The sequence below is a fragment of the Chryseobacterium sp. 14P4.3.2 genome (genome assembly GCF_057799275.1).
In genome coordinates, this window is sequence record NZ_JBYOKO010000002.1 from 20163 (window position 1) to 41594 (window position 21432).

Here is a 21432-nt window from a genome sequence, read left to right on the forward strand (position 1 = left end):
GTCTTTGTGGGCCCCTGTTGTTAAATCTTTGTGCTATTGTATTATAATTTTATTGGTTAACTTTCTATTTATATTAAAGTATCGGGAAATTCGGAAATCAATAATGTCCGGCTCTCCCAATACCTTAATGCTCTAATTTTTTTATATTGCTGCTTCTTTTTTGAAGTAAGCAACGAAATCTTCCAGTTTCATCACGCCAAGATCTCCTTCACCACGTCTTCTTACAGAAATCGTGCCTTCATTCTCTTCATTTTCTCCTACTACCAGCATGAAAGGAATTTTATTCAATTCCGCATCACGGATCTTCTTACCTGTCTTCTCGTTTCTGTCATCAATCTGACCGCTAATATCGTGATTTTCCAAAAATTGTGAAACTTTTTTTGAATAATCTACATATTTTTCACTGATTGGTAGAATTATAAACTGATCAGGGCTTAACCATAGAGGAAAATCACCTGCAGTATTCTCCAATAAGATCGCGATAAAACGCTCCATAGAACCGAAAGGAGCTCTGTGGATCATTACCGGTCTGTGCTTTTCATTGTCATTCCCGATATAATGAAGATCAAATCTTTCCGGTAAGTTATAATCTACCTGGATCGTTCCCAGCTGCCATTTTCTTCCTAAAGCATCTTTCACCATGAAGTCAAGCTTAGGACCGTAGAATGCAGCTTCACCGTATTCAATAACTGTTTTTAAGCCTTTCTTTTGAGCGGCATTGATGATTGCACTTTCTGCTTTCTCCCAGTTTTCGTCAGAACCGATATATTTTTCTTTGTTTTCAGGATCTCTTAACGATACCTGAGTTACAAAATCTTCAAAACCTAAAGATTTGAAAACATAAAGCGTTAAATCAATTACTTTTTCAAATTCTTCAGAAAGCTGATCCGGAGTACAGAAAAGGTGAGCGTCATCCTGAGTAAATCCACGGACTCTTGTTAGTCCGTGAAGCTCTCCGCTTTGCTCATATCTGTAAACAGTTCCGAATTCGGCGTATCTTTTTGGTAAATCTCTATAGCTCCATTGTGAAGTTTTATAAATTTCACAGTGGTGAGGACAGTTCATAGGCTTCAGCAAAAATTCTTCTCCTTCATTTGGAGTTTTAATCGGCTGGAAGCTGTCTGCTCCATATTTATCCCAGTGTCCGGATGTTACATACAACTCTTTTGATCCGATATGGGGAGACATTACAAATTCATAACCTCCTTTTTTCTGAGCCTCCGAAAGGAAATTTTCCAATTTTCTTCTCAAAGCAGTACCTTTTGGTAGCCAAAGTGGTAAACCGGCACCTACTTTTTCAGAGAATGCAAAAATTCCAAGTTCTTTACCTAATTTTCTGTGATCTCTTCTTTTAGCTTCTTCTAATCTTTCAAGATATTCAGTAAGATCTTTCTGCTTAGGGAAAGAAATACCATAAACTCTTGTCAGCTGAGGATTCTTTTCACTTCCTCTCCAATAAGCTCCTGCTGCATTTAAAATTTTAACAGCCTTTACAATTCCTGTATTTGGAATGTGTCCTCCACGACATAAATCCGTGAAGTTATCATGAGTTACAAAAGTAATTTCCCCATCATTAAGATTAGAGATCAGTTCTACTTTATAAGGATTATCTGCATATGTTTTTAACGCGTCTTCTTTAGAAACCGGATATAATGAGAATGTTGACCCTTTCTTTGCATTTTCAAGGATCTTCTTTTCAATCTTTTCAAAATCTTTTTCAGATAAGCTTTCATCCCCGAAATCTACATCATAGTAGAATCCACTTTCAATTGCCGGACCGATGGTCAACTTAGCATTAGGATAAAACTCAAGGATAGCCTGCGCCAAAAGGTGGGCAGAAGAATGCCAGAAAGCTTTCTTTCCAAGATCATCATTCCAGGTCAAAAGCTGTACCGTAGAATCCGTGGTTATAGGCGTGGTTGTCTCTACTTGTGTACCGTTAACAATTGCGGAAATGGTATTTCTAGCCAATCCCTCGCTTATCGATTTTGCCACATCTAGAGGAGTAACTGCTCCTTCGAATTCTTTGACACTATTGTCTGGAAGTGTAATTTTTATCATTGTTTACTAAGAAATTTTAAGATGCAAAAATACGCATTTTTTGGATAAAATACTATATTAGCGTATATTTTTAGAATGAGAATGAATATTAAAAATTAAAAAGATACTGATCGTTTTATCTCACAGAGTTTAGTATGTAGTTTTTTACAGAAAAATGCATAGGATTTCCGGAACCGGAAACAAAATAGGGGAATCTATCCTTTTGGTGAGACCGTTTTGAGTAGAATATAAAAAACAATGAAGGTGTAAAAGATTGGCTTGTGCTGTAATGTTTTGTTCGTCAGCTTGTTGATTGTTTTTTTTATATAAGGTGATCATCTGGAGAATATAAATATTGACTGTTTTTTCTAATGGGCTTAATGATGTTTCTAATAAAAAAATACAGTTCAGACGATCGGAAATAAGAATGGAAATTTGAAAAATTCCACTTAACTATCATTTTAATTTTTCTGTTTCACCTTGAATAAAGTTGAAAAAATATAATTTAATTAGAAAAAAATAAAAACATCTGAAGGTTTTATCCTCAGTTGCAAAGAGTTTGTATAAGAAGTTCTGCCGATTGTATCAAAAAAGAACTTAACCTATTTAAAAATAAAATTTCCAATATTACAATTTAATATGAATACGATAAATGTTGATTTACACTGTGATTTGCTGTACTATCTTTTAGGATCAGGCTCAGCTGTTGATGACAAAGAAATAGGATGCTCACTGCCTTACCTTCAGGAAGGGGATGTAAAGCTTCAGGTAATGGCCATATATGCCGGGACAGGAGCAGACAGTACAATATATGGACTGGAACAGAGTAAATTGTTTTCAAATCTTATAAAAAATGAGAGTTTTTTCCTTTTTAATAATGAAAATTATAAAAAAATAGAATATAAAGATCGGGTAGGAGTCATTGCTTCCATTGAAAATGCATCCGCTTTTTGTGATGAAAATCAAAGTCTGGAAAAGGGTTTTGAAAATCTTGAAGCCATTATCAAAAACACTCAGAAAATTCTTTATATTGGCATTACCCATCACCTCGAAAACCGCTTCGGAGGAGGAAATAGTGCCACAGCAGGATTGAAAGAAGACGGAAAAGTTCTGATTGATTACATCGCTGACAAAAAAATTGCCATTGACCTTGCCCATACAAGTGATCAGCTGGCTTTTGATATATTCAGCTATATTGATCAGAGAAATTATTCAATCCCTATTCTGGCAAGCCACTCGAACTACAGAACAGTGTATAAAAACAACAGGAATCTTCCTGATGAACTGGCTAAAGAAGTCATTAAAAGAAAAGGACTGATTGGGCTTAATTTTATCAAGGATTATGTTGATCTTCAGCATCCGGAAAGGCTTTATGAGCATATTCAATACGGATTAGACCTTGGAGGGGAAGACAGTATTGCGTACGGTGCAGACTATTTCTACTGGAAAGACCATCCCGATACATCCCGTCATCCGTTTTTCTTTCCGGAACATTCCAATGCCTCTGTATATCCGGTAATCAATAAAGAAATTGAAGAAAGATTTTCACCTGAACTAGTAGAAAAGATAAGTCATAAAAATGCTTTGAAATTTATAGAAAGCCTTTATTGAAAATTAAACCGACTAATGTATTTGTTTTCAGATCATTACGGATTGTGTGTAAGCAGCAGAACATTGCTTTAACATCCCCAAATCTTCGATTTACCACCGCTCCGAATGAAGGAATTTCTGATTTCTTTATTTGGAGATTCGGGTAAATCGAAGATTTGTAGTTTAAAAAGGAATAAACAGTTTAATTTTTCCTTTTATATTTCACTTTCTGCTTGATAATTTCAATCACATCTACATTCTGTACCTTAGATTTTATCCACCCGTGTATATCAATATAAAATAAGGATCTTCTGTAATATTCATTTTTGGAAAACTCTTCCAGCTTTTTATCAAAACTTTCAAAAGCCTTTTGCCTTTGATCCCATACCTGATTATTCAGATTCTTAAAAAACTGAATGCTTTCAAAATGAAACTCTTCCGGCTTTTTCATCTTTCTGGCAAATTTTAAAGTAGAAGCAATAAATTCATCATAATCTTCATCATTTCCTGACTCGTATTTTGCCATTAAAATAAGGATTCTCGTATGAAACAGTAAATCTTCCTGTACGTTCCCTTTTGACTCCAGGACTCTCATAGAATATCCAATAGATTTTTCGAACATCTTGCTTCCGAAAAACATGGCGGCCATTTTAAGATAGAGAATCATAAAATGATGTTCGTCAATACGTTCTCTAAGTTTTTCCATTTTCAGTTCAATCTCCGGAATCAGCTTTGTTCCTGTGAAAAATTCTCCTTTTACAAAATGAATATTCATTAGGGTATTGTAATAAGTAAGGAAAATAAGAGACTGAAGATTTTCATTCTGAGCAAAACTTTCAGCATGTACAGTTGCATTGAAATTTTCAAAATGCTCTTCCAGAATATCAATATTTCCATATAGAAAAAGAATTTTGAGCAAATAAGTATTTCCTTTAATGTACCAGACAGGGTGGCTGAAGATCATTTCCGGCTTTTTATGAAAAAGATCAACCCATTGATAGGCATATTTCAAGGTGTACTTATAGTCCTGCAGAAGCTGGTTTTTCCAGACATGAGCTTTAAAATACCAAAGCTTTTCAGTGAAATTCAGCCTGTCGAGTTTAATATTTTTGATCTGGGAGTTGAAAACCTCAAGAACTTCTTCACGGTCTGTATCATTTTTTACATATCCGTGCGTAAGCATTTCACTGTATAATTTCAGCGAAAGATTAGATAATTTGGTTGTATAACGGTTTTGCCTGCTTATTTCCTGAGACTCGCGGATAAGTTCTTCGGCGCGTCCATTAATACTTCTTGTAATGAATTGTGACTCAATTACTTTCTCGAGATCGATGATTTCTGAGGCAATGCTTTTTTCATCCAGTTCCAAAGCAGATTGTTTTGTTTTGTCTAATATTTTTAAAGCCTGTTTATAAAGCCCTTTCTGATATAGAATATTGGCGAAATCAAGCTGTTCCCGAAGCTGAATTCTATAATTCTGATGGCTCGGGTTCATACGGAGACTTACCAGAATTTGTTTATAAAGATGTGCTTTCAGATTAGACAGCTGCTGTTTTGTAGATATTTTTTTCTCTACAATAATACTTTCATCATACTCTTTCATCTTATCTACTTCCGAAAATAACAACAGGAATTTGGCATCTACGTTAATTCCGAGACGGTTAACATATAATTTAAACTGTCGTTTTTCTGAAGTAGTCAATGACTTTACCAATACAAACAAAAAATCTTTCTGCAATTCTGCCATTGTAAATTTTTAAATATTAAAATACTGATTAATAAATAGATATATCGAATTCTTCAACTGTTGGATATTGTAATTTTCAGGAAAAGCGAAAACAAAAAAATATTGCAAGCTGTAGTTTTGAACCAAAATTAAGTAAAAAACTTCATTTATGAACTCCGAAAAAATTGAAATTTTTGATACCACACTGAGAGATGGGGAACAGGTTCCGGGATGCAAACTGAATACGGGACAGAAATTGATTATTGCCGAAAGACTTGATGAACTGGGAGTTGATATCATTGAAGCAGGATTTCCTATTTCCAGTCCGGGAGATTTTGAATCTGTTTCGGAAATTTCAAAACTGGTAAGAAATGCAAAGGTTTGCGGGCTGACCAGAGCCCATAAAAAAGATATTGACACCGCAGCTGAAGCTCTGAAATATGCAAAAAAACCAAGAATACATACAGGAATAGGCACTTCTGATTCTCACATCAGATACAAATTCAATTCTACAAGGGAAGATATTTTGGAACGCGCTGCTGAGGCCGTAAGATATGCAAAAAGGTATGTGGAAGATGTAGAATTCTATGCAGAAGATGCCGGAAGAACGGATAATGAGTATCTGGCGCAGGTGTGTGAAGCTGTCATTAAAGCAGGAGCCACGGTATTGAATATTCCTGATACAACAGGATATTGTCTGCCGGAAGAGTATGGACAGAAAATAAAATACCTGAAGGAAAATGTAAAAGGAATTGAAAAAGCAGTGCTGTCCTGCCATTGCCACAATGATTTAGGACTGGCTACCGCCAATTCTATTGCAGGAGCTGCCAACGGAGCCCGCCAGATTGAATGCACGATCAACGGATTGGGTGAAAGAGCAGGAAATACAGCTTTAGAGGAAGTGGTAATGATTTTGAAGCAGCATAAAAATTTAAATCTGTATACTGATGTTAATTCCAGAATGCTTAATGAAATGAGTGTGATGGTTTCTGACCTGATGGGGATGTCTGTGCAGCCCAATAAAGCAATTGTAGGTGCTAACGCTTTTGCACACAGTTCAGGAATTCATCAGGATGGTGTCATTAAAAACAGAGAAACTTATGAAATTATCGATCCTGCAGAAGTGGGAGTGAATGCCTCATCTATTATTCTTACAGCAAGAAGCGGGCGTTCGGCATTAGCTTATCGTTTTAAGAATATCGGTTACGAAGTGACGAAGAACGAACTCGATTATCTGTATCAGGAGTTTTTAAAAATTGCTGATCTTAAAAAAGAAATCGGAAATGATGACCTGAGTCTTATTATGGACGGTTTTAGTAGAAAAATAGGATAGGGTTGATTTAAAATCAAGATAAAGTAAAAATGAACAACAATAAAAAGACACTTTTTGATAAAGTTTGGGATGCTCACGTTGTAGAAACCATCCCGGATGGACCTCAAATTATTTATATAGACAAACACCTGATCCATGAAGTAACCAGTCCTCAGGCTTTTGCAGAGCTTGAATCCAGAAATCTCGAAATATTCAGGCCTGAGCAGATTGTGGCGACAGCAGATCATAATGTTCCCACTTTGAATCAGGAACAGCCAATCCGTGATGAGTTGTCCAGAAATCAGGTTCAGCAGCTGACTGAAAACTGCACAAAAAATAATATTGAATTGTTTGGACTGGGACATGATTATCAGGGGATTGTTCATATTATTGCTCCTGAGTTGGGCATTACCCAGCCGGGAATGAGTATTGTGTGCGGCGATAGCCATACTTCTACCCATGGAGCTTTTGGGTCTATTGCTTTCGGAATTGGAACCAGTCAGGTTGCTCAGGTATTTGCAAGCCAATGTTTGCTTCTCAACAAGCCAAAATCTATGAGAATTACTGTTAATGGGCAATTGAACGAAAATGTTCAGCCTAAAGATGTGATTCTGTATATCATTTCAAAAATCGGAACTGATGGCGGGACAGGATATTTTTGTGAATATGCCGGAAATGTATTTGAAGAAATGTCAATGGAAGGCAGAATGACTGTGTGCAATATGAGTATCGAAATGGGGGCCAGGGGAGGAATGATTGCTCCGGATGAAACAACTTTCAGATATGTAAAAGGAAGGCAGTTTGCTCCGAAAGGAGAGGAGTGGAATGAGAAAATAGCCTACTGGACTACTTTAAAAACAGATGAAGGAGCTGTCTTTGATGAAGAACTTACGTTTGAAGCATCAGATATTTATCCAATGATCACTTACGGAACGAATCCCGGAATGGGAATTTCTGTTCATGAAACAATTCCCGCTCCACAAAATGAATCTGAAGAAAAGGCATTGAAGTATATGGGATTGAAAGCAGGACAGGCTCTTTCCAGTATCAATGTTAACTATGTTTTTATTGGAAGCTGTACCAACGCCAGAATAGAGGATTTTCGTTCTGCTGCCCAATATATTAAAGGGAAGAGTAAATCTGAAGCGGTAAAAGCCCTTATTGTACCGGGTTCCCAGCAGGTAGTAAAACAGATTTATGAAGAAGGTTTGGATAAAATTTTCAATGAAGCAGGTTTCCAGATCCGCCAGCCGGGATGTTCGGCTTGTCTGGCGATGAATGATGATAAAATTCCGGAAGGTGAGTATTGTGTTTCAACTTCCAACAGAAACTTTGAAGGAAGACAGGGGCAGGGTGCAAGAACAATTCTTGCGAGTCCTTTAACCGCGGCAAAAGCAGCAATAGAAGGTAGAATTTCAGCTTTTGAAAGCTTGAACTAAACAGATTACAGAGCGCATGCAAAAATTAATTGTTATAAAATCGACTGCAGTTCCACTGCCTGCAGAAAATATAGATACGGATCAGATTATTCCGGCAAGATTTTTAAAAAGTATAAACAGAGAAGGTTTTGGTGAAAACCTGTTCAGAGATTGGAGGTTTAATATCCATACAGGAGAGGCAAATCCTGATTTTGTACTCAATAATCTCAAATTCAAAGGTGAAATTCTGGTAGCCGGAAATAACTTTGGCTGTGGAAGCAGTCGTGAACATGCAGCCTGGTCTTTGACAGACTACGGTTTTAAAGTTATCGTTTCCAGTTATTTTGCTGATATTTTTAAAGGAAATGCCTTGAATAACGGACTTCTTCCTGTAAAAGTTTCTGAAGAATTTTTAAAAGAAATTCTAGACGGAATTAATGAAAATCCGGATAATGAAATTGCTGTGGATGTCGAATTACAGTCCATCAGCTTCAAAGATACAACCGAAACCTTTGAGATTGATTCATATAAAAAAATATGCCTTTTAAACGGCTATGACGATATTGATTTTTTAATCAGCAAAAAACAGGCGATCAAAGAATTTGAACTAAAAACACACAAAACAAATGAGCGACAATTATTTTAAAATCGCAGTGCTTCCGGGAGACGGAATTGGTCCGGAGATCATTAAAGAAAGCATTAAAATATTGGATGCAATTACCGAAGTTTTCCAATGCAAGTTTCATTTTGAATACGGGCTGATAGGTGCTGAAGCTATTTTTAAAACGGGAAATCCTTTGCCTGAAGAAACGCTGAAAATCTGTAAAGAATCTGATGCGGTTCTCTTTGGAGCAATTGGTGATCCTGCTTTTGATAATAATCCGGAAGCAAAAGTAAGACCCGAACAGGGACTGTTGAAGCTTAGAAAAGAATTGGGATTGTTTGCCAATATCCGTCCCTTGAAAACGTATGATTCTCTGATAGAAAAAAGTCCGCTCAAAAGAGAAATTATTGAAGGCGCTGATATTCAGATTTTCAGAGAGCTGGTAAGCGGTATTTATTTTGGAGAAAAATTTACCGATCCGGAAGGTGAATATGCGTATGACATATGCAGCTATAGCAGAGAAGACATTATTCCCATTGTTCATATGGCTTTTAAGGAAGCTCAGAAGAGAAGAAAAAAACTGACTCTTATTGATAAGGCTAATGTGCTTGATACTTCAAGGTTATGGCGAAAGATCTGCCAGGAAATTGCACCGGAATATCCTGAAGTACAGCTTGATTATATGTTTGTAGATAATGCAGCCATGCAGCTGATCCTGAATCCTAAGCAGTTTGATGTTATTGTGACTGAAAATATGTTTGGGGATATTATTTCTGATGAAGCAAGCGTTATCGGGGGGTCAATCGGATTGCTGCCTTCTGCATCTGTAGGAAATGAGAATGCTTTATTTGAGCCTATTCACGGATCGTATCCGCAGGCAAAGGGAAAGGGAATTGCCAATCCTATAGCGTCCATTTTGAGTGTTGCTATGATGCTTGATCATCTTAATTTACAGCCTGCGGCAAGTAAATTAAGACAATCCGTAGAACATGCTATTGAGAATACATATGTGACCATTGACCTTAATACGAAGCAATATTACAGCACCAGTGAAGTGGGAAGCTTTATTGCGGATCACATTAAATATTCAGAAAAGTCTTATTACAATTTTGAAAATGTGAAAATAGGCAAATCAACCATAGTATAGATGTGAAAAAGTCCACTTAATTAGATAGTTAGAAGAAAATTGCCACCTCGTAAGAGATGGCAATTTTCGATTTTTTATGGTTCAATACACCGGAGATTATTTTTCCTTTGTATTGTCTGTTTTCCCTGATTTATTTTTGGAAGCTTTTTGAATGTCTTCTTTATCAATATCAGGTGGATTAGTCTTTTTAGATGAAGCAGGAATATTCTGGAAATCCTGATTCTGTTCTTTGTTTTCTGCCGTATTTGCAGACTCTTTCTTTTTGCTGTTTTCGTTTGAGCCCATAACTTTGAATTTTTAATGTCAAGAATATTGATAGTATCATTCAAAGTGTTTGCCAAAATGGGAAAAGTAAGCAATTATCCTCCTCGTGTTCCAGATTTAGCTGTTGAAGATTTTGGAAGTTCTTCTTTGTCAGACCCGGACTTCTGTTGAGAATCGTTTTCAGGATTCTGGTTTTGCTGAATTTCTCCAGACTTATTCCCTGTATTTTCTTTAGGATTCATAGGTTTAGGTTTTTAAGTTGAAATCATTGTTCTCTTTCTTAATCAGCCACTGACCCATTAGCCACCGTTCTTTCCTGATTTATTCGTGGAAGATTTTTGAATATCTTCTTTTTCCACTTTTTTCGGTGCCGGGTTGGTTTCCGAATCTTGGTTCTGCAACGCTTCTTCCGCAGCTTTTTTGTTTTCTTTAGGATCCATGGTATGTTATTTAACTTAGAGTCCTAATATACCAATTTTCCCGGTCTTATCCTCTATCGAATAATTTAAAGCCTTAGCTAAAACGAAAACATTGTTAAGGTTTTCCATTAACTGTTTACGGCCTTCGCTTCTCAGCTGATTCTGATCAATGGATTTAATTGCAGATTCCTTCGCTTTTTCCGTTACATTTTTAATATCCTTTTCTGAAATTCTATTAAAAAAAGAATCGTCCAGAGACTGAATCTCAACACTTGGGGTGATTCTGATATCTGCATCGGGAAGTTCAGTGATCACCAGTTTTTTGTTGATGGAATCCACTTCAATCTTCATTTTATTCAGATCATAAGATACCTGAGCATTGGTTTTGGTATAGGTAATAATACTGTTGCTGGAGACCTCATTTCCAAACACTTCATAGCCCATCTTGGTTTTCTGCATGCTGGATGTATTCTGCTCCATCACCACCATTTTATTCATCCTGGAGATCTGGTTGGTCAGGATATAATAATCTGAATGCTCAGTTTTTCCACCAAGATTCATGCATGACTTCAGACCGAAAAACAGAAGTATCATAACTCCTGCACCTGCGGCAAACGATAGAATTATTTTATTATTTCTCAAATCTATTTAAAAATTTCTTTGATGACGGATGAATCATTTTTTTTAAGAATTTCTGCTAAATCCCTTTCAATATAGCCTGTAGTAGGCATTTCTACAATTCTTCCAACCTCTTTTCCATATCTTTTCAATATGATGGTCGGAACTTTTTGTATATTATAAAGACTCTCATCTCCGGTAGGAGATTCCTTTTTACGGTTTACGGCAATAATGGTTAATTTGCTGTCAGGATAGCTTACCGCTTCCAGAATCTTCATCAACCTTGGAATATCTCTGTGGCTGTCTTCACACCATGAGCCCATAAAAACAATGACATCGTAAGAGCCCAGTTTTTCTCTTTTAAGCTCTTTGATAGCTTTCTCGTCCAGAGCATATTCATCGTGTTCCTTTACATACCAGTCAGCATAAGGTGCTTTTAGGAATTGCTCTTTCAGCTGATGTCCCAAAAGCATTTTACCGTCTTTCTCAGTGTCTACCTCACGATTAACGACTACTTTCTGGGCGCTGAACTGCTGAACAGCCAAAAATAAGCTTGAAAAGGCAACAAGATTTGTAATAAATTTTTTCATATTTTATTTCTCAATAATCGATTTTAAATCAGCAGGAGAATAGTATTTGTTTTTTAATACTTTATGATCAGCCTGTCTGTATACATTAAATTTTTCACCAGACTTTTCATAAAAAGATTCTACTTCTTTTTCCTTGTAGAATTCAACTGTTTCCTTTGCCTGTTCTTCATTATCACAGGCTTTCGACATATTGGAACGCTGAACCTCATTGAATAACTCTACAAATTTACTGCCAAGTCCGAATTCAAGTACTGCACCACTCAAAACATACTGCAAATCACAAAGTGCATCAGCAATTTCTACAATATCATTATCTGCAATAGCTTGCTTCAGCTCATTTAATTCTTCCTGTAGAAGTTCTACTCTAAGGCTGCATCTTTCCGGAGAAGGAATTTGTGGGGTATCTAAAATAGGGGCTTTGAAAGTAGTATGGAATTCTGCTACTTGGTTCAGACTATCAATTTTATCCATGAAATTTTTTATTTACCACAAAGATAGAAAACGATTTGTAAATTGTGAAATGTACAGGATAAAATGTATTGACAAAGGGAGCTTGCGTCCGGTAGGGGAATTTAATCGATTGAATTAAAATCAATAGGAATTCTGTACCATGATTTTACAGGTTCTCCTTTTCTTTTTGCGGGAGTCCATTTTCCTTTTATCTTTTTCATGGCAAACTTTACACCTTCAAGAAAAGTTTCGTAATTCTCCACTTTAGGCTCAATATCTATATCGGTGATAGTTCCATCTATATCTACCGCAAAAGAAACAAGAAATCTTCCTTTTGGTTGATAGGAATCCGTATCCAGATAATCTTGTAAGCTCTTTTTCATTTCTTTTCTGAAGGCTCCCATTCCGCCAGGGAGAGGTGCAGACTGGTAGGCTTTATTGATATCATAGTCGGATTTGTAATTTTCAAAAAAGTCTTTTGGTACAAATGGAAAATTGAAATAAGCGGCAATTTTTTTTCCTTTCACTTCTGCAGGCTGCCACTTTTTTAAATTTCCAAGGGATTTTACAGCAAGATCAAAAGCACATTTGTTTTTTGCTATAATATCTTCATCACCCTTCTTTTTTATTAAAGCCGGTTTTCCGTCCTCGTCAATCTTTAAATTGATAAAGTATATTTCAGTTTTTTCACATGGCTTTGAACCGCTTTTCAGAAAGTAATCCTGTATTTCTGAAAACATTTGTGCAGATCCTCCACTATAAGGAATGTTATTAAAATAAAAAGTCCACAATCTGGAAATTGTGAACTTTTAAAATTGTAAAACTTAGAGAAGTTAGGAACTTTTATTCTGTATAAATTATTCCAATTCCTGGTATTTCCAGACTCCTGAGATATTCAATACGGTTAATCCGGGTTGTTTTTCTCCGTAGCTGAACACACAGATGTATTTTGAATCACAGGAAACACAATGGGTTCCAAAATATAAAGTTGGCAATTCATTAACGGTTAGTTCTCCGAAATGCTGCATTCTGCCGGATGTTTCAGTAACCATTCCGTTTTTTAATAGTTCATTTTTAGAGAGCACTTTATCTTCAGTGTAAATTTGAAGAATCGGGAATCCGGATGCATAAGGGGTTATTTCTATTCTATTTTCAGAACCGCAGTCACAGCAGGTGAATAAGGTTGCTGCAGAAGGAATGATCTCATCATTGCTGAAATGATTTTTGATAATAAGAGCTCTTTTGCTAATGCTTATCTTTTTTGATATTGAATACATCTGAGTTTGTTTATGGCTGAATTACCGTGCCTACTAAGTTAGGATATTTTCCGCTTGGACTTTTCTTGATGGTCACTTTTATATAACCTTCTTCTGCAAGCTTATTCCATGTTTTTTGAAAACCTGTATTAATGTCAATCGGGATTTTCCACATCGTTTGTTTTCCTTTTCCAGCCTGATTAAACCAAGGAATGATGTCTGCAGTCTGAGTTTTAAACTGCATTGCATTATTCAATACATCAATCTCATAATAGAAATCATATTTATCTTCAGTTTGATTTAAAGCTCTCTGTGTGAATGTGTAAACATATCCATTGATGATAGGACTTGTAAAGCTTCCTCCCAGTGTAGGAGTGCCGGTTCCGTTATAACTGCCCACAGCTCCGCTGTATCTGTCGAATTTTTGTCCTGCCTGTAAAGCAACATCGTCAACGATATTATAGCCGCCATTAGCCGGTGGCCATCCGCCATTCAGGTTATTAGCTTTGAAAAGGGTTTCAAGATCGCTCCATTTGCCTTGCTTATAGAGGTCGTATATCTGGCTTCTGAGTGTGGCATTCACGCTGTTGTTGGGGTCGTAGGTTACAGCAAGTTCATCAGCGCTTTTGTAGAATACCGTTGTAACGTCACCTGGTGGATTACTGATTTCCTCTTCTCTGTCTGAGCTACAGGCTATGGAAAAAGAAGCGATCGTTAAAATAAAGAAGTACTTAAATAAATGTTTCATATAAAAAATTTAAAATTATTTGAAAATGAATGAGGTATTATAAAGGCATATGCTGTGAATACTCCTCTTTGAAACATTATCTTCTTTTTGGAGACCTTGTCAGGGTTATTTTTACAAAATTGGATTGATAGAGATGTTGATTACAAGTCTTACCCATAGGTTTTGTGATACTACGAAAGAAAGAAAATTAAGAGAAGCGAACAGAATATTTAACCGTAAAAAAACGATTTCCGTGCTCTTAATACCAGCTGGGTAAACGGTACAACAGAAAGGGTTCTATTGAGTGATAAAAGTAAATTAAAAATATTAAATATTAGTATTTTTATTTAAAATAAAAATTTATTAGTGGGAATTATTAGTAATAAATGGAATATGAATATGAAATTATAATAAAGTACGTGAGAGGTCTAAAGAGAAAAATATCTTCATAATTTACCAATTAGTTTTTATCAGATCAGTGCATCGAAATTGATAGGCTTTCGAAAAAATAATAGTAAGATGCTGAAACTTATGCATAAAACAAAAAAAAACGAGGCTGTCTCACTTTGGAGACAGCCTCGTTCACATCGTTTGAATTTTAAAGGTATTAGTCCTTAATGAATCTCTTCGTTGTTTCTCCAACCTGTAGCATATAAGCGCCTTTGATAAGACCGCCTACATTTACAGATCCTCTCTGAAGTTTTCCTGAATCGATTAGTTTTCCACCCATATCGAAGATTTTATAATCTTCAGAAGTTGTATTTGAAATATACAGTACATCTCTTACAGGATTAGGATACAATTTAATGTCAGTGATCAGATCTTTTGTGTTGATCAGATCTCCTTTTCCGGAAGAAACTATATTAACGGTATAATCTTCAACCTGACCATATGTATAAGCTTCACATGATGAAGTAGGAATGGTGCTGTATTTCATCATTACTCTCATTCTTGTAGAGCCTAAAACAGCTGTTGACGGAATTGTAACAGATCCTGTAACAGGAGTTGTTGTAGAACCAGCTTTAGACCATACCAGTTCACCGCTGTCTGCAAAGCTTCCGTTTCCGTTATAATCAATATAAACTGCATAAGCCTCACTGTAAACAGTAGAAGTCCATGACGGAGTTATAGAAATTGTATATACACTTCCTGTAGTAACATTGGTAGATACTGAAGTGAAGTTTTCATAACCTGCAGTTCCTGTTGATGTATTGTTGATTGTTCCGAATTTTACATTTCCGATTCTTTCATCAGCTGTATTGGATGCAGAAGCAGTACAATACGTTACCGTTCCTCCTCCTGAAAGAGTCGTTACGCTTACGGTATTGCTTGAAACTGAAGTATTTCCTGCGGCATCTTTAGCTTTAACAGAGAAAGAATAATTGGTTGATGAAGTTAAGCCTGTTACCGTGTAAGTAGTAGAAGCTGTAGAGCCAATTAGTGAAGCTCCCTGATAAACGTCATAACCTGTAACGCCTACGTTGTCAGTAGCGCCTGACCAGGAAAGATTTGTGCTGGTAGCGGTGGTTCCTGAGGCTGCAAGGGTAGGAGCTGTAGGAGCAACTGTATCAGAAGAGCCTGAGCCTGCATTTACGGAAATGTTAGCGTTGTTTACATCAAAGAAGATGTGATTGGACCCTTTTACCATGATTCTTCCTGTAGTGGTAGTAGCATTAGGAATCGTTACGGCTTGCGAGCCGTCATTTGGGGTTCCCGCCAGCAGGGTGGTCCATGTATTTCCGCTGTCTGTTGACCAAAGGATGTCTACATTGGCAGCATTTACACCATTTGCAGTCGTTCCGGCTACATCCCAGGTGATGTTCTGTGAACTGCCTCCGGTGTAAGTAGTTGTAGAGTTTTGAGAAGTTACTGTAAATGGTCCTGCTGTTGCATTCACTGTGATTACAGCATCGTCAGAATTATTTCCGGAACCTCCGGCTCTGTTGTCACGAACTGTAAATCTGAAATTTAATGTTCTTGCTACTGAAGATAGAGCTTCAACAGTGATTTCCGAACCTGCTGTAGTAGTTGCTCCTGTTAATATAGAAGCCATTCTTGGGAAATATCTTACAGGTTGGGTGGTAGGTGCCCATGATCTGAAATTAGGTCCTGAAGCTTTTGTCGCACTGGCTGCTGAGCTGGCACCTGTTTGGGAAGAAGAAGCATTGTCCATCTGCTCCCAGATATACGTTAGAGAATCTCCATCTGCATCAGTTCCGGATCCGGTAAGTACAAATGGGGTTCCTTTTGGGATCGTATAATCCAGGCCTGCATTAGAGGTTGGAATTGAATTCCCTGTACTTGTATTTACAGAACAGGTTTTTGCTTTAATGTTATTGGTGATTTGCTGAATGCTTATAGCATGGAAAAATGCATCAGAATGTGGCTGGACGTCCTGGCTGGTAATTCCGGCATATCCCATGATTGTTGATCCGGATCCAGGTTCCATATTAGCACCGGTTCCTTCATTATTCATGGAGAATGTATGGTTTCCACCGAACTGATGACCCATTTCATGGGCTACATAATCGATATCAAAATTGTCACCTGCAGGAATTGCATCTGCCGGAGAAGTGTATCCGCTTCCTTTTGAACCGTTGGTGCAAATACATCCAATACATCCGGCATTTCCTCCGCCTCCGGTTGCTCCGAACAGGTGGCCGATGTCATAATTAGCTTCACCAATTACAGAAGTAAGGGTACTCTGTAACTGAGAATTCCAGCTGCTCATTCCTGAGGCTGCTGCATAAGGGTCTGTAGATGCATTGGTATAGATAACGGCGTCATTATTGGCAATAAGGACCATTCTTGCGGCGAAATCTTTTTCAAAAACACCATTCACACGGGTCATTGTGTTGTTCATGGCTGCTAATGCCTGGGCTTTTGTCCCTCCGAAATACGTGGTGTACTCTCCTGTACAGGATAAAGCCAGTCTGAATGTTCTTAACTTGGCATCGTCAGCATTCGGTCTTGCTGCAAGAGCTGAGTTTGAAACTCCTTTTTTTGCGGCATCTACTACAGTACACTCGAATTTGTTAAGATCATCCTTTTTGTCGGACTTTCTGTATACAACGTAAGTAGAAAGGTCTTTGGAATAAGGTTCAATGAATACTGCAGATTTATCTCCGTAGATTTCCATGGAAGATAATCCAAGGGGGGAAATGCTGAAGTATACTGTAGAATTAGGGTCTTCAAGGCCTTGGCCTACATAAGATTTGATATCCGGATATTTTGCCGCCAATTCCGGGGCGAAGTTAGAATTTTCCCTTACTTTGAAATTTTCCATTCTGCCTTCAGAATTAGGGAAAGAAATGATGATTTCTGATTTTTCGCCGGCTGCCAGTCGTTTTGGAGCTCTTGCCAGAACATTCTTTAATCCGTCGATATTCAAGCTGTATACCTTGGGATTAGTAATGCCTGCTTTGTTTTCAAAGATCTCTGATGGTGTTTTTCTGGAGCCTTCAGACCAAAGACGATCAGTCTGAGCGAAAGAAATACCACTAATAAGCAGCATTCCGATCAGGGTTAGTTGTTTTTTCATATTAAATATTAATTTTGATTGTGGAATATCAAAGCTAATAAAAAATATGTTACAGAAAATAAAAATATTTAAGAAAAATTCTGATTATATATCTAATATATTATGCGATACATTGAATATAATTGAAATAAGCTTTAAATAGACGAAAACAGAAATTTTTCAAAGAGAAAAAAGTATAATTTTTGATCCTGTTAAAAATTACGAGTAAATAAAATGAGGGAAAATTTGAAATAGATGAGTTGTTAAAAAAAAGCTGCCTCAGAGGTGAGGCAGCTTCGTTTTATATGTTAATAAGATAACGTTCAGTGAGATCTTATCATTTGTGATCAATGATCAATTATTTTGTAATATCTCTTCCGATTACAAGTCTTTGGATTTCTGAAGTACCTTCACCAATGGTACAAAGCTTAGAATCTCTATAGAATTTTTCAGCAGGGAAATCTTTTGTATATCCATAACCTCCGAAGATCTGAACAGCATTATTTGAAATTCTTACACAAGCTTCAGAAGCATATAGTTTTGCCATAGCTCCTTCTTTTGTCATTTTCTGTTTAGCATTTTTTAGCGTGGCAGCTCTTTGGATAAGAAGCTCAGAAGCATCAATTTCTGTTGCCATATCTGCAAGCATAAAGTTGATTGCCTGGAACTCAGAGATTGATTTTCCAAACTGATGTCTTTCTTTAGCATATTTCAAAGCTGCTTTATAAGCTCCTCTTGCAGTTCCTAAACTTAAAGCTGCAATAGAAATTCTTCCGCCATCCAAAATTTTCATAGCTTGTTTGAATCCTTCTCCAACTTCTCCAAGACGGTGAGAATCCGGTACACGTACATTGTCAAAGATCAATTCTGCAGTTTCAGAAGCACGCATTCCTAGTTTATTTTCTTTTTTTCCGGAAGAGAACCCAGGCATTCCTTTTTCTAAAACGAAAGCTGTAGAGTTGTTTTTAGCTCCCTTTTCTCCCGTTCTTGTCATTACCACGGCAATATCTCCGGAAATAGCATGAGTGATGAAATTCTTTGCTCCGTTGATGATCCACTCATCACCATCTTTAACGGCAGTAGTGGACATTCCCCCAGAGTCAGATCCTGTATTGTGTTCTGTCAATCCCCACGCTCCGATTACTTTACCGGAAGCCAGCTGAGGAAGCCATTTGTTTCTTTGTTCTTCACTTCCAAATTCATAGATATGATTGGTGCAAAGTGAGTTGTGTGCTGCTAAAGAAAGACCAATTGATGGGTCTACCTGAGAGATTTCGTCCAGAATAGTAACATACTCATGATAGCCCAGACCAGAACCTCCGTATTGTTCAGGAACTACAACCCCCATAAAGCCCATTTCTCCTAACTGGTGAAATAAGTCTTTTGGAAATGTCTGGCTTTCATCCCATTCCATAATATTCGGTCGGATATTCTTCTCTGCAAATTCTCTAGCTGTCTCCGCTATCATTTTGATGTTGTCAATAGTCTCTGTATTCATATAGATAATAGTTAGTTCCCAAAGATAACCAAATTGACGGAATGCTAAAAAAATTATTTCACTCCTAATATTTTAGGGTTCAATGTTTTAATTTCCAATTTTTTATATTTTAAAAATTAATGTTTTGTTAATAAAATATTAAGGTTTCTACCTGTTTTATTTTACTATTTTAGTCCCCCAATTTTAAGGCATGAAAAAAATTCTACTTCCTATTATTTTTATTTCCTCTTATATTTCTGCGCAGGCTCCTGCCGGATATTATAACGGAACTACAGGATTGACAGGCTACGCGCTGAAATCAAAAGTTCACGACATTATTTCAGAGAAAGTGATCAACTGGCATTATGACGACCTTCAGGGGTTCTATGGTCAGACAGATCTAGATAAATATTATGATCACAATGCTTCGAATACTGAGTATTTACTGGATATTTATTCGGAAATACCTGCAGGACCAGATGCTTATGAATATAAGGTTAATCAGTTGGTTGGCGGTGTCGCTTCTGAAGGGTTAGGATATAACAGGGAACACATGATGCCGCAAAGTACATTCAGTACAAGCTCATCTATCAGTGATTATCCTATGTATTCGGATCTGAACTTCATTATCCCTGCTGATGCCTATATCAATCAGAGAAGAAACAATTACCCTTATGGAATGGGAGGGAATACCAACTTTTATAATTTTACCAATGGCTCCAGAATTGCTAATGCAGCTATTCCCAATTATCCGTATACGGGAAGGGTTTACGAACCTATTAATGAGTTTAAAGGAGATATTGCAAGAACATTACTGTATTTTGCGGTAAGGTATGAGGGTAAATTAGGCTCTTTTAATACAGCTTACAGCACGTCAGCTAATATAACACCCGCTACTGATCAATGTCCGCTTGACGGAACAGAAGAAAGAGCCGTTGATCTTCCTTATATAGCAATGCTGAAGCAGTGGAACGCTCTGGATCCTGTTTCACAAAGAGAAATTGACAGGAATAATGCTATATATAGTATACAGAAAAACAGGAATCCATTTATTGACCACCCGGAATGGATTGATATGATTTGGTCTGAAACTCCGGATGCAGTAGCACCGGCAGCACCAGGTTCACTTACTTCGTCTCAGCAGAATGCTTATTTTGTTAACCTGAACTGGGTTCCTTCGCCGGATACAGACATTTTAGGGTACAGGGTTTATATGAATGGTTCTGCAACACCTGTAGCAATTACGAAAGGATCTTCAATAAGTATAGACCACCTGAGCCCGTCCACAACCTACACTTTTACCGTGAAGGCTTTTGACAAAGGTTACCTGGAGTCTCCATTCAGTAATACGGTTACGGCTACTACTTTAGATTCAGATTATTATGCTAAAGATCTTATTATTACAAAATATATATCGGGAACCAATACTCCTGCGATCAAAAATAATGCGTTAGAAATCGTTAATAAAACCGGACATGAGGTTAATTTGAATAATTACAGAATTAATGTTCAGATGAAAAATAACAGTACCGGAGCTATCTACAATGCTAATACGTATGAACTGGAAGGGAAAGTAGGAAACAATGAAACCTTTGTTATTTTGAATCCAAGAGCAACTTTATCGTGCTATACCAATGATCAGGCAAGATTTGTGACTGCCTCTGATGCTTTGATGTTCTCAGGAGAAAATTATGTAGAGCTGGCTTATAATAAAACGGTTACAGTGGACGCTATTGGAGTGAAGTATACGAATAATACAAATGGAAATGTATCTTTATACAGGAAAAGCTCAGTCAGTCAGCCATCCAGCACTTTTACCAGCGGTCAGTGGGATTCTTATCCATCTAATTACTGCCAGAATTTAGGAGAAACTTTATCTACGGCAGAACTTATTACTTCTAATAATGAGTTTAGGATATATCCGAACCCTGTTTATGATAACCTTTTTGTGAGCGGAGAGACTCAGAAAGTGAAAACCGCACAGGTTATAGATCTTTCTGGAAAGGTAATTTATACGGAGAAAGATCCGTTCAGAAATAAGAAAAATATTTCTGTACAGGGGCTTTCAGTAGGCCTGTATATCTTAAAGCTTGATGATAAGGTATATCAGTTTATAAAGAAATAGAAGACAGAACCTTCGAATCCGGAGATAATGAAATGAATGTACAGACCTCACAGATTTTAAAAACCTGTGAGGTTTTTTTATAGGAAATCAGATTGTTCATAGCCCTGATAGGAGCGGTTACCCCACAGCAAGAGAAGGGATAAAGGGGT

General features: G+C 37.0%; 19 protein-coding genes. 6 read left to right on the forward strand and 13 right to left on the reverse strand.

Features of this window, described 5'->3' with window-relative positions:
* Positions 1–141: 141 nt before the first annotated feature.
* On the reverse strand, positions 142–2061 hold the full coding sequence (gene thrS, locus AC27VX_RS03650) for a threonine--tRNA ligase (protein WP_236859230.1): 1920 nt from the start codon (positions 2059–2061) through the stop codon (positions 142–144).
* Positions 2062–2679: 618 nt separating this feature from the next.
* On the opposite strand from thrS, the gene AC27VX_RS03655 reads away from it, so the two are divergent.
* Entirely contained in the window at positions 2680–3651 is a 972-nt protein-coding gene (locus AC27VX_RS03655) for a dipeptidase (RefSeq protein WP_236859231.1), read from the forward strand.
* A gap of 181 nt (positions 3652–3832) precedes the next feature.
* On the opposite strand, the gene AC27VX_RS03660 is transcribed toward AC27VX_RS03655, so the two are convergent.
* Entirely contained in the window at positions 3833–5377 is a 1545-nt protein-coding gene (locus AC27VX_RS03660; protein WP_236859232.1) for a hypothetical protein, read from the reverse strand.
* A 148-nt stretch (positions 5378–5525) separates the two neighbouring features.
* Between AC27VX_RS03660 and AC27VX_RS03665 the strand changes: the two genes are divergently transcribed.
* The 4 genes from AC27VX_RS03665 to leuB are packed head-to-tail and all read left to right on the forward strand — an operon-like array spanning position 5526 to position 9837.
* The gene (locus tag AC27VX_RS03665; RefSeq protein WP_236859233.1) at positions 5526–6689 is read left to right on the forward strand and encodes a 2-isopropylmalate synthase; all 1164 of its coding nucleotides are present in this window, start codon (positions 5526–5528) and stop codon (positions 6687–6689) included.
* 29 nt (positions 6690–6718) lie between these two features.
* Positions 6719–8107, forward strand: a complete 1389-nt coding sequence (gene leuC, locus AC27VX_RS03670; protein ID WP_236859234.1) for a 3-isopropylmalate dehydratase large subunit — start codon at positions 6719–6721, stop codon at positions 8105–8107.
* Between the two features lie 16 nt (positions 8108–8123).
* Positions 8124–8732, forward strand: coding sequence for a 3-isopropylmalate dehydratase small subunit (gene leuD, locus AC27VX_RS03675; RefSeq protein ID WP_488693915.1), 609 nt, complete (start codon positions 8124–8126; stop codon positions 8730–8732).
* Positions 8713–9837 (forward strand): 3-isopropylmalate dehydrogenase, encoded by a 1125-nt coding sequence (gene leuB / locus AC27VX_RS03680; protein WP_300685924.1) that lies wholly within the window; start codon positions 8713–8715, stop codon positions 9835–9837. Before leuD ends, leuB begins: the two co-directional genes overlap by 20 nt.
* Before the next feature lie 96 nt (positions 9838–9933).
* Here the strand turns inward: leuB and AC27VX_RS03685 are convergent, their stop codons facing one another.
* From AC27VX_RS03685 to AC27VX_RS03735, 11 genes are all read right to left on the reverse strand, one after another.
* Positions 9934–10122 carry a hypothetical protein gene (locus AC27VX_RS03685; protein ID WP_236859237.1) on the reverse strand — a complete coding sequence of 63 codons (189 nt, stop codon included), beginning with the start codon at positions 10120–10122 and terminating at the stop codon, positions 9934–9936.
* Between the two features lie 74 nt (positions 10123–10196).
* Positions 10197–10343, reverse strand: coding sequence for a hypothetical protein (locus tag AC27VX_RS03690; RefSeq protein ID WP_236859238.1), 147 nt, complete (start codon positions 10341–10343; stop codon positions 10197–10199).
* Positions 10344–10400: 57 nt separating this feature from the next.
* Positions 10401–10541: a hypothetical protein gene (locus tag AC27VX_RS03695; protein ID WP_300685919.1), complete on the reverse strand. Its 141-nt coding sequence runs from the start codon at positions 10539–10541 to the stop codon at positions 10401–10403.
* A 15-nt stretch (positions 10542–10556) separates the two neighbouring features.
* Positions 10557–11162, reverse strand: a complete 606-nt coding sequence (locus tag AC27VX_RS03700) for a DUF4230 domain-containing protein (protein ID WP_488693918.1) — start codon at positions 11160–11162, stop codon at positions 10557–10559.
* 2 nt (positions 11163–11164) lie between these two features.
* Positions 11165–11728 carry a TlpA family protein disulfide reductase gene (locus tag AC27VX_RS03705; protein WP_236859241.1) on the reverse strand — a complete coding sequence of 188 codons (564 nt, stop codon included), beginning with the start codon at positions 11726–11728 and terminating at the stop codon, positions 11165–11167.
* Positions 11729–11731: 3 nt separating this feature from the next.
* Entirely contained in the window at positions 11732–12199 is a 468-nt protein-coding gene (locus AC27VX_RS03710; protein ID WP_236859242.1) for a pyrophosphohydrolase domain-containing protein, read from the reverse strand.
* 101 nt (positions 12200–12300) lie between these two features.
* Positions 12301–12918 (reverse strand): energy transducer TonB, encoded by a 618-nt coding sequence (locus tag AC27VX_RS03715; RefSeq protein WP_488693920.1) that lies wholly within the window; start codon positions 12916–12918, stop codon positions 12301–12303.
* 117 nt (positions 12919–13035) lie between these two features.
* Positions 13036–13455 carry a hypothetical protein gene (locus tag AC27VX_RS03720; RefSeq protein ID WP_236859244.1) on the reverse strand — a complete coding sequence of 140 codons (420 nt, stop codon included), beginning with the start codon at positions 13453–13455 and terminating at the stop codon, positions 13036–13038.
* Between the two features lie 10 nt (positions 13456–13465).
* Positions 13466–14182, reverse strand: coding sequence for a glycohydrolase toxin TNT-related protein (locus tag AC27VX_RS03725; RefSeq protein WP_236859245.1), 717 nt, complete (start codon positions 14180–14182; stop codon positions 13466–13468).
* Between the two features lie 586 nt (positions 14183–14768).
* Positions 14769–17702 carry a reprolysin-like metallopeptidase gene (locus tag AC27VX_RS03730; RefSeq protein ID WP_488693923.1) on the reverse strand — a complete coding sequence of 978 codons (2934 nt, stop codon included), beginning with the start codon at positions 17700–17702 and terminating at the stop codon, positions 14769–14771.
* Positions 17703–18039: 337 nt separating this feature from the next.
* Positions 18040–19179: an acyl-CoA dehydrogenase family protein gene (locus AC27VX_RS03735; protein ID WP_488693925.1), complete on the reverse strand. Its 1140-nt coding sequence runs from the start codon at positions 19177–19179 to the stop codon at positions 18040–18042.
* Between the two features lie 190 nt (positions 19180–19369).
* Here AC27VX_RS03735 and AC27VX_RS03740 point away from each other — a divergent pair, with 190 nt between their 5' ends.
* The gene (locus AC27VX_RS03740; RefSeq protein WP_300685906.1) at positions 19370–21283 is read left to right on the forward strand and encodes an endonuclease; all 1914 of its coding nucleotides are present in this window, start codon (positions 19370–19372) and stop codon (positions 21281–21283) included.
* The last annotated feature ends 149 nt before the right edge of the window (positions 21284–21432 follow it).

Bases quoted from the DNA above. Each gene is read 5' to 3' on its own strand.
- thrS (WP_236859230.1), bottom strand. From the start codon at position 2,061: ATGATAAAAATTACACTTCCAGACAATAGTGTCAAAGAATTCGAAGGA.
- AC27VX_RS03655 (WP_236859231.1), top strand. From the start codon at position 2,680: ATGAATACGATAAATGTTGATTTACACTGTGATTTGCTGTACTATCTT.
- AC27VX_RS03660 (WP_236859232.1), bottom strand. From the start codon at position 5,377: ATGGCAGAATTGCAGAAAGATTTTTTGTTTGTATTGGTAAAGTCATTG.
- AC27VX_RS03665 (WP_236859233.1), top strand. From the start codon at position 5,526: ATGAACTCCGAAAAAATTGAAATTTTTGATACCACACTGAGAGATGGG.
- leuC (WP_236859234.1), top strand. From the start codon at position 6,719: ATGAACAACAATAAAAAGACACTTTTTGATAAAGTTTGGGATGCTCAC.
- leuD (WP_488693915.1), top strand. From the start codon at position 8,124: ATGCAAAAATTAATTGTTATAAAATCGACTGCAGTTCCACTGCCTGCA.
- leuB (WP_300685924.1), top strand. From the start codon at position 8,713: ATGAGCGACAATTATTTTAAAATCGCAGTGCTTCCGGGAGACGGAATT.
- AC27VX_RS03685 (WP_236859237.1), bottom strand. From the start codon at position 10,122: ATGGGCTCAAACGAAAACAGCAAAAAGAAAGAGTCTGCAAATACGGCA.
- AC27VX_RS03690 (WP_236859238.1), bottom strand. From the start codon at position 10,343: ATGAATCCTAAAGAAAATACAGGGAATAAGTCTGGAGAAATTCAGCAA.
- AC27VX_RS03695 (WP_300685919.1), bottom strand. From the start codon at position 10,541: ATGGATCCTAAAGAAAACAAAAAAGCTGCGGAAGAAGCGTTGCAGAAC.
- AC27VX_RS03705 (WP_236859241.1), bottom strand. From the start codon at position 11,728: ATGAAAAAATTTATTACAAATCTTGTTGCCTTTTCAAGCTTATTTTTG.
- AC27VX_RS03710 (WP_236859242.1), bottom strand. From the start codon at position 12,199: ATGGATAAAATTGATAGTCTGAACCAAGTAGCAGAATTCCATACTACT.
- AC27VX_RS03715 (WP_488693920.1), bottom strand. From the start codon at position 12,918: ATGTTTTCAGAAATACAGGATTACTTTCTGAAAAGCGGTTCAAAGCCA.
- AC27VX_RS03720 (WP_236859244.1), bottom strand. From the start codon at position 13,455: ATGTATTCAATATCAAAAAAGATAAGCATTAGCAAAAGAGCTCTTATT.
- AC27VX_RS03725 (WP_236859245.1), bottom strand. From the start codon at position 14,182: ATGAAACATTTATTTAAGTACTTCTTTATTTTAACGATCGCTTCTTTT.
- AC27VX_RS03730 (WP_488693923.1), bottom strand. From the start codon at position 17,702: ATGAAAAAACAACTAACCCTGATCGGAATGCTGCTTATTAGTGGTATT.
- AC27VX_RS03735 (WP_488693925.1), bottom strand. From the start codon at position 19,179: ATGAATACAGAGACTATTGACAACATCAAAATGATAGCGGAGACAGCT.
- AC27VX_RS03740 (WP_300685906.1), top strand. From the start codon at position 19,370: ATGAAAAAAATTCTACTTCCTATTATTTTTATTTCCTCTTATATTTCT.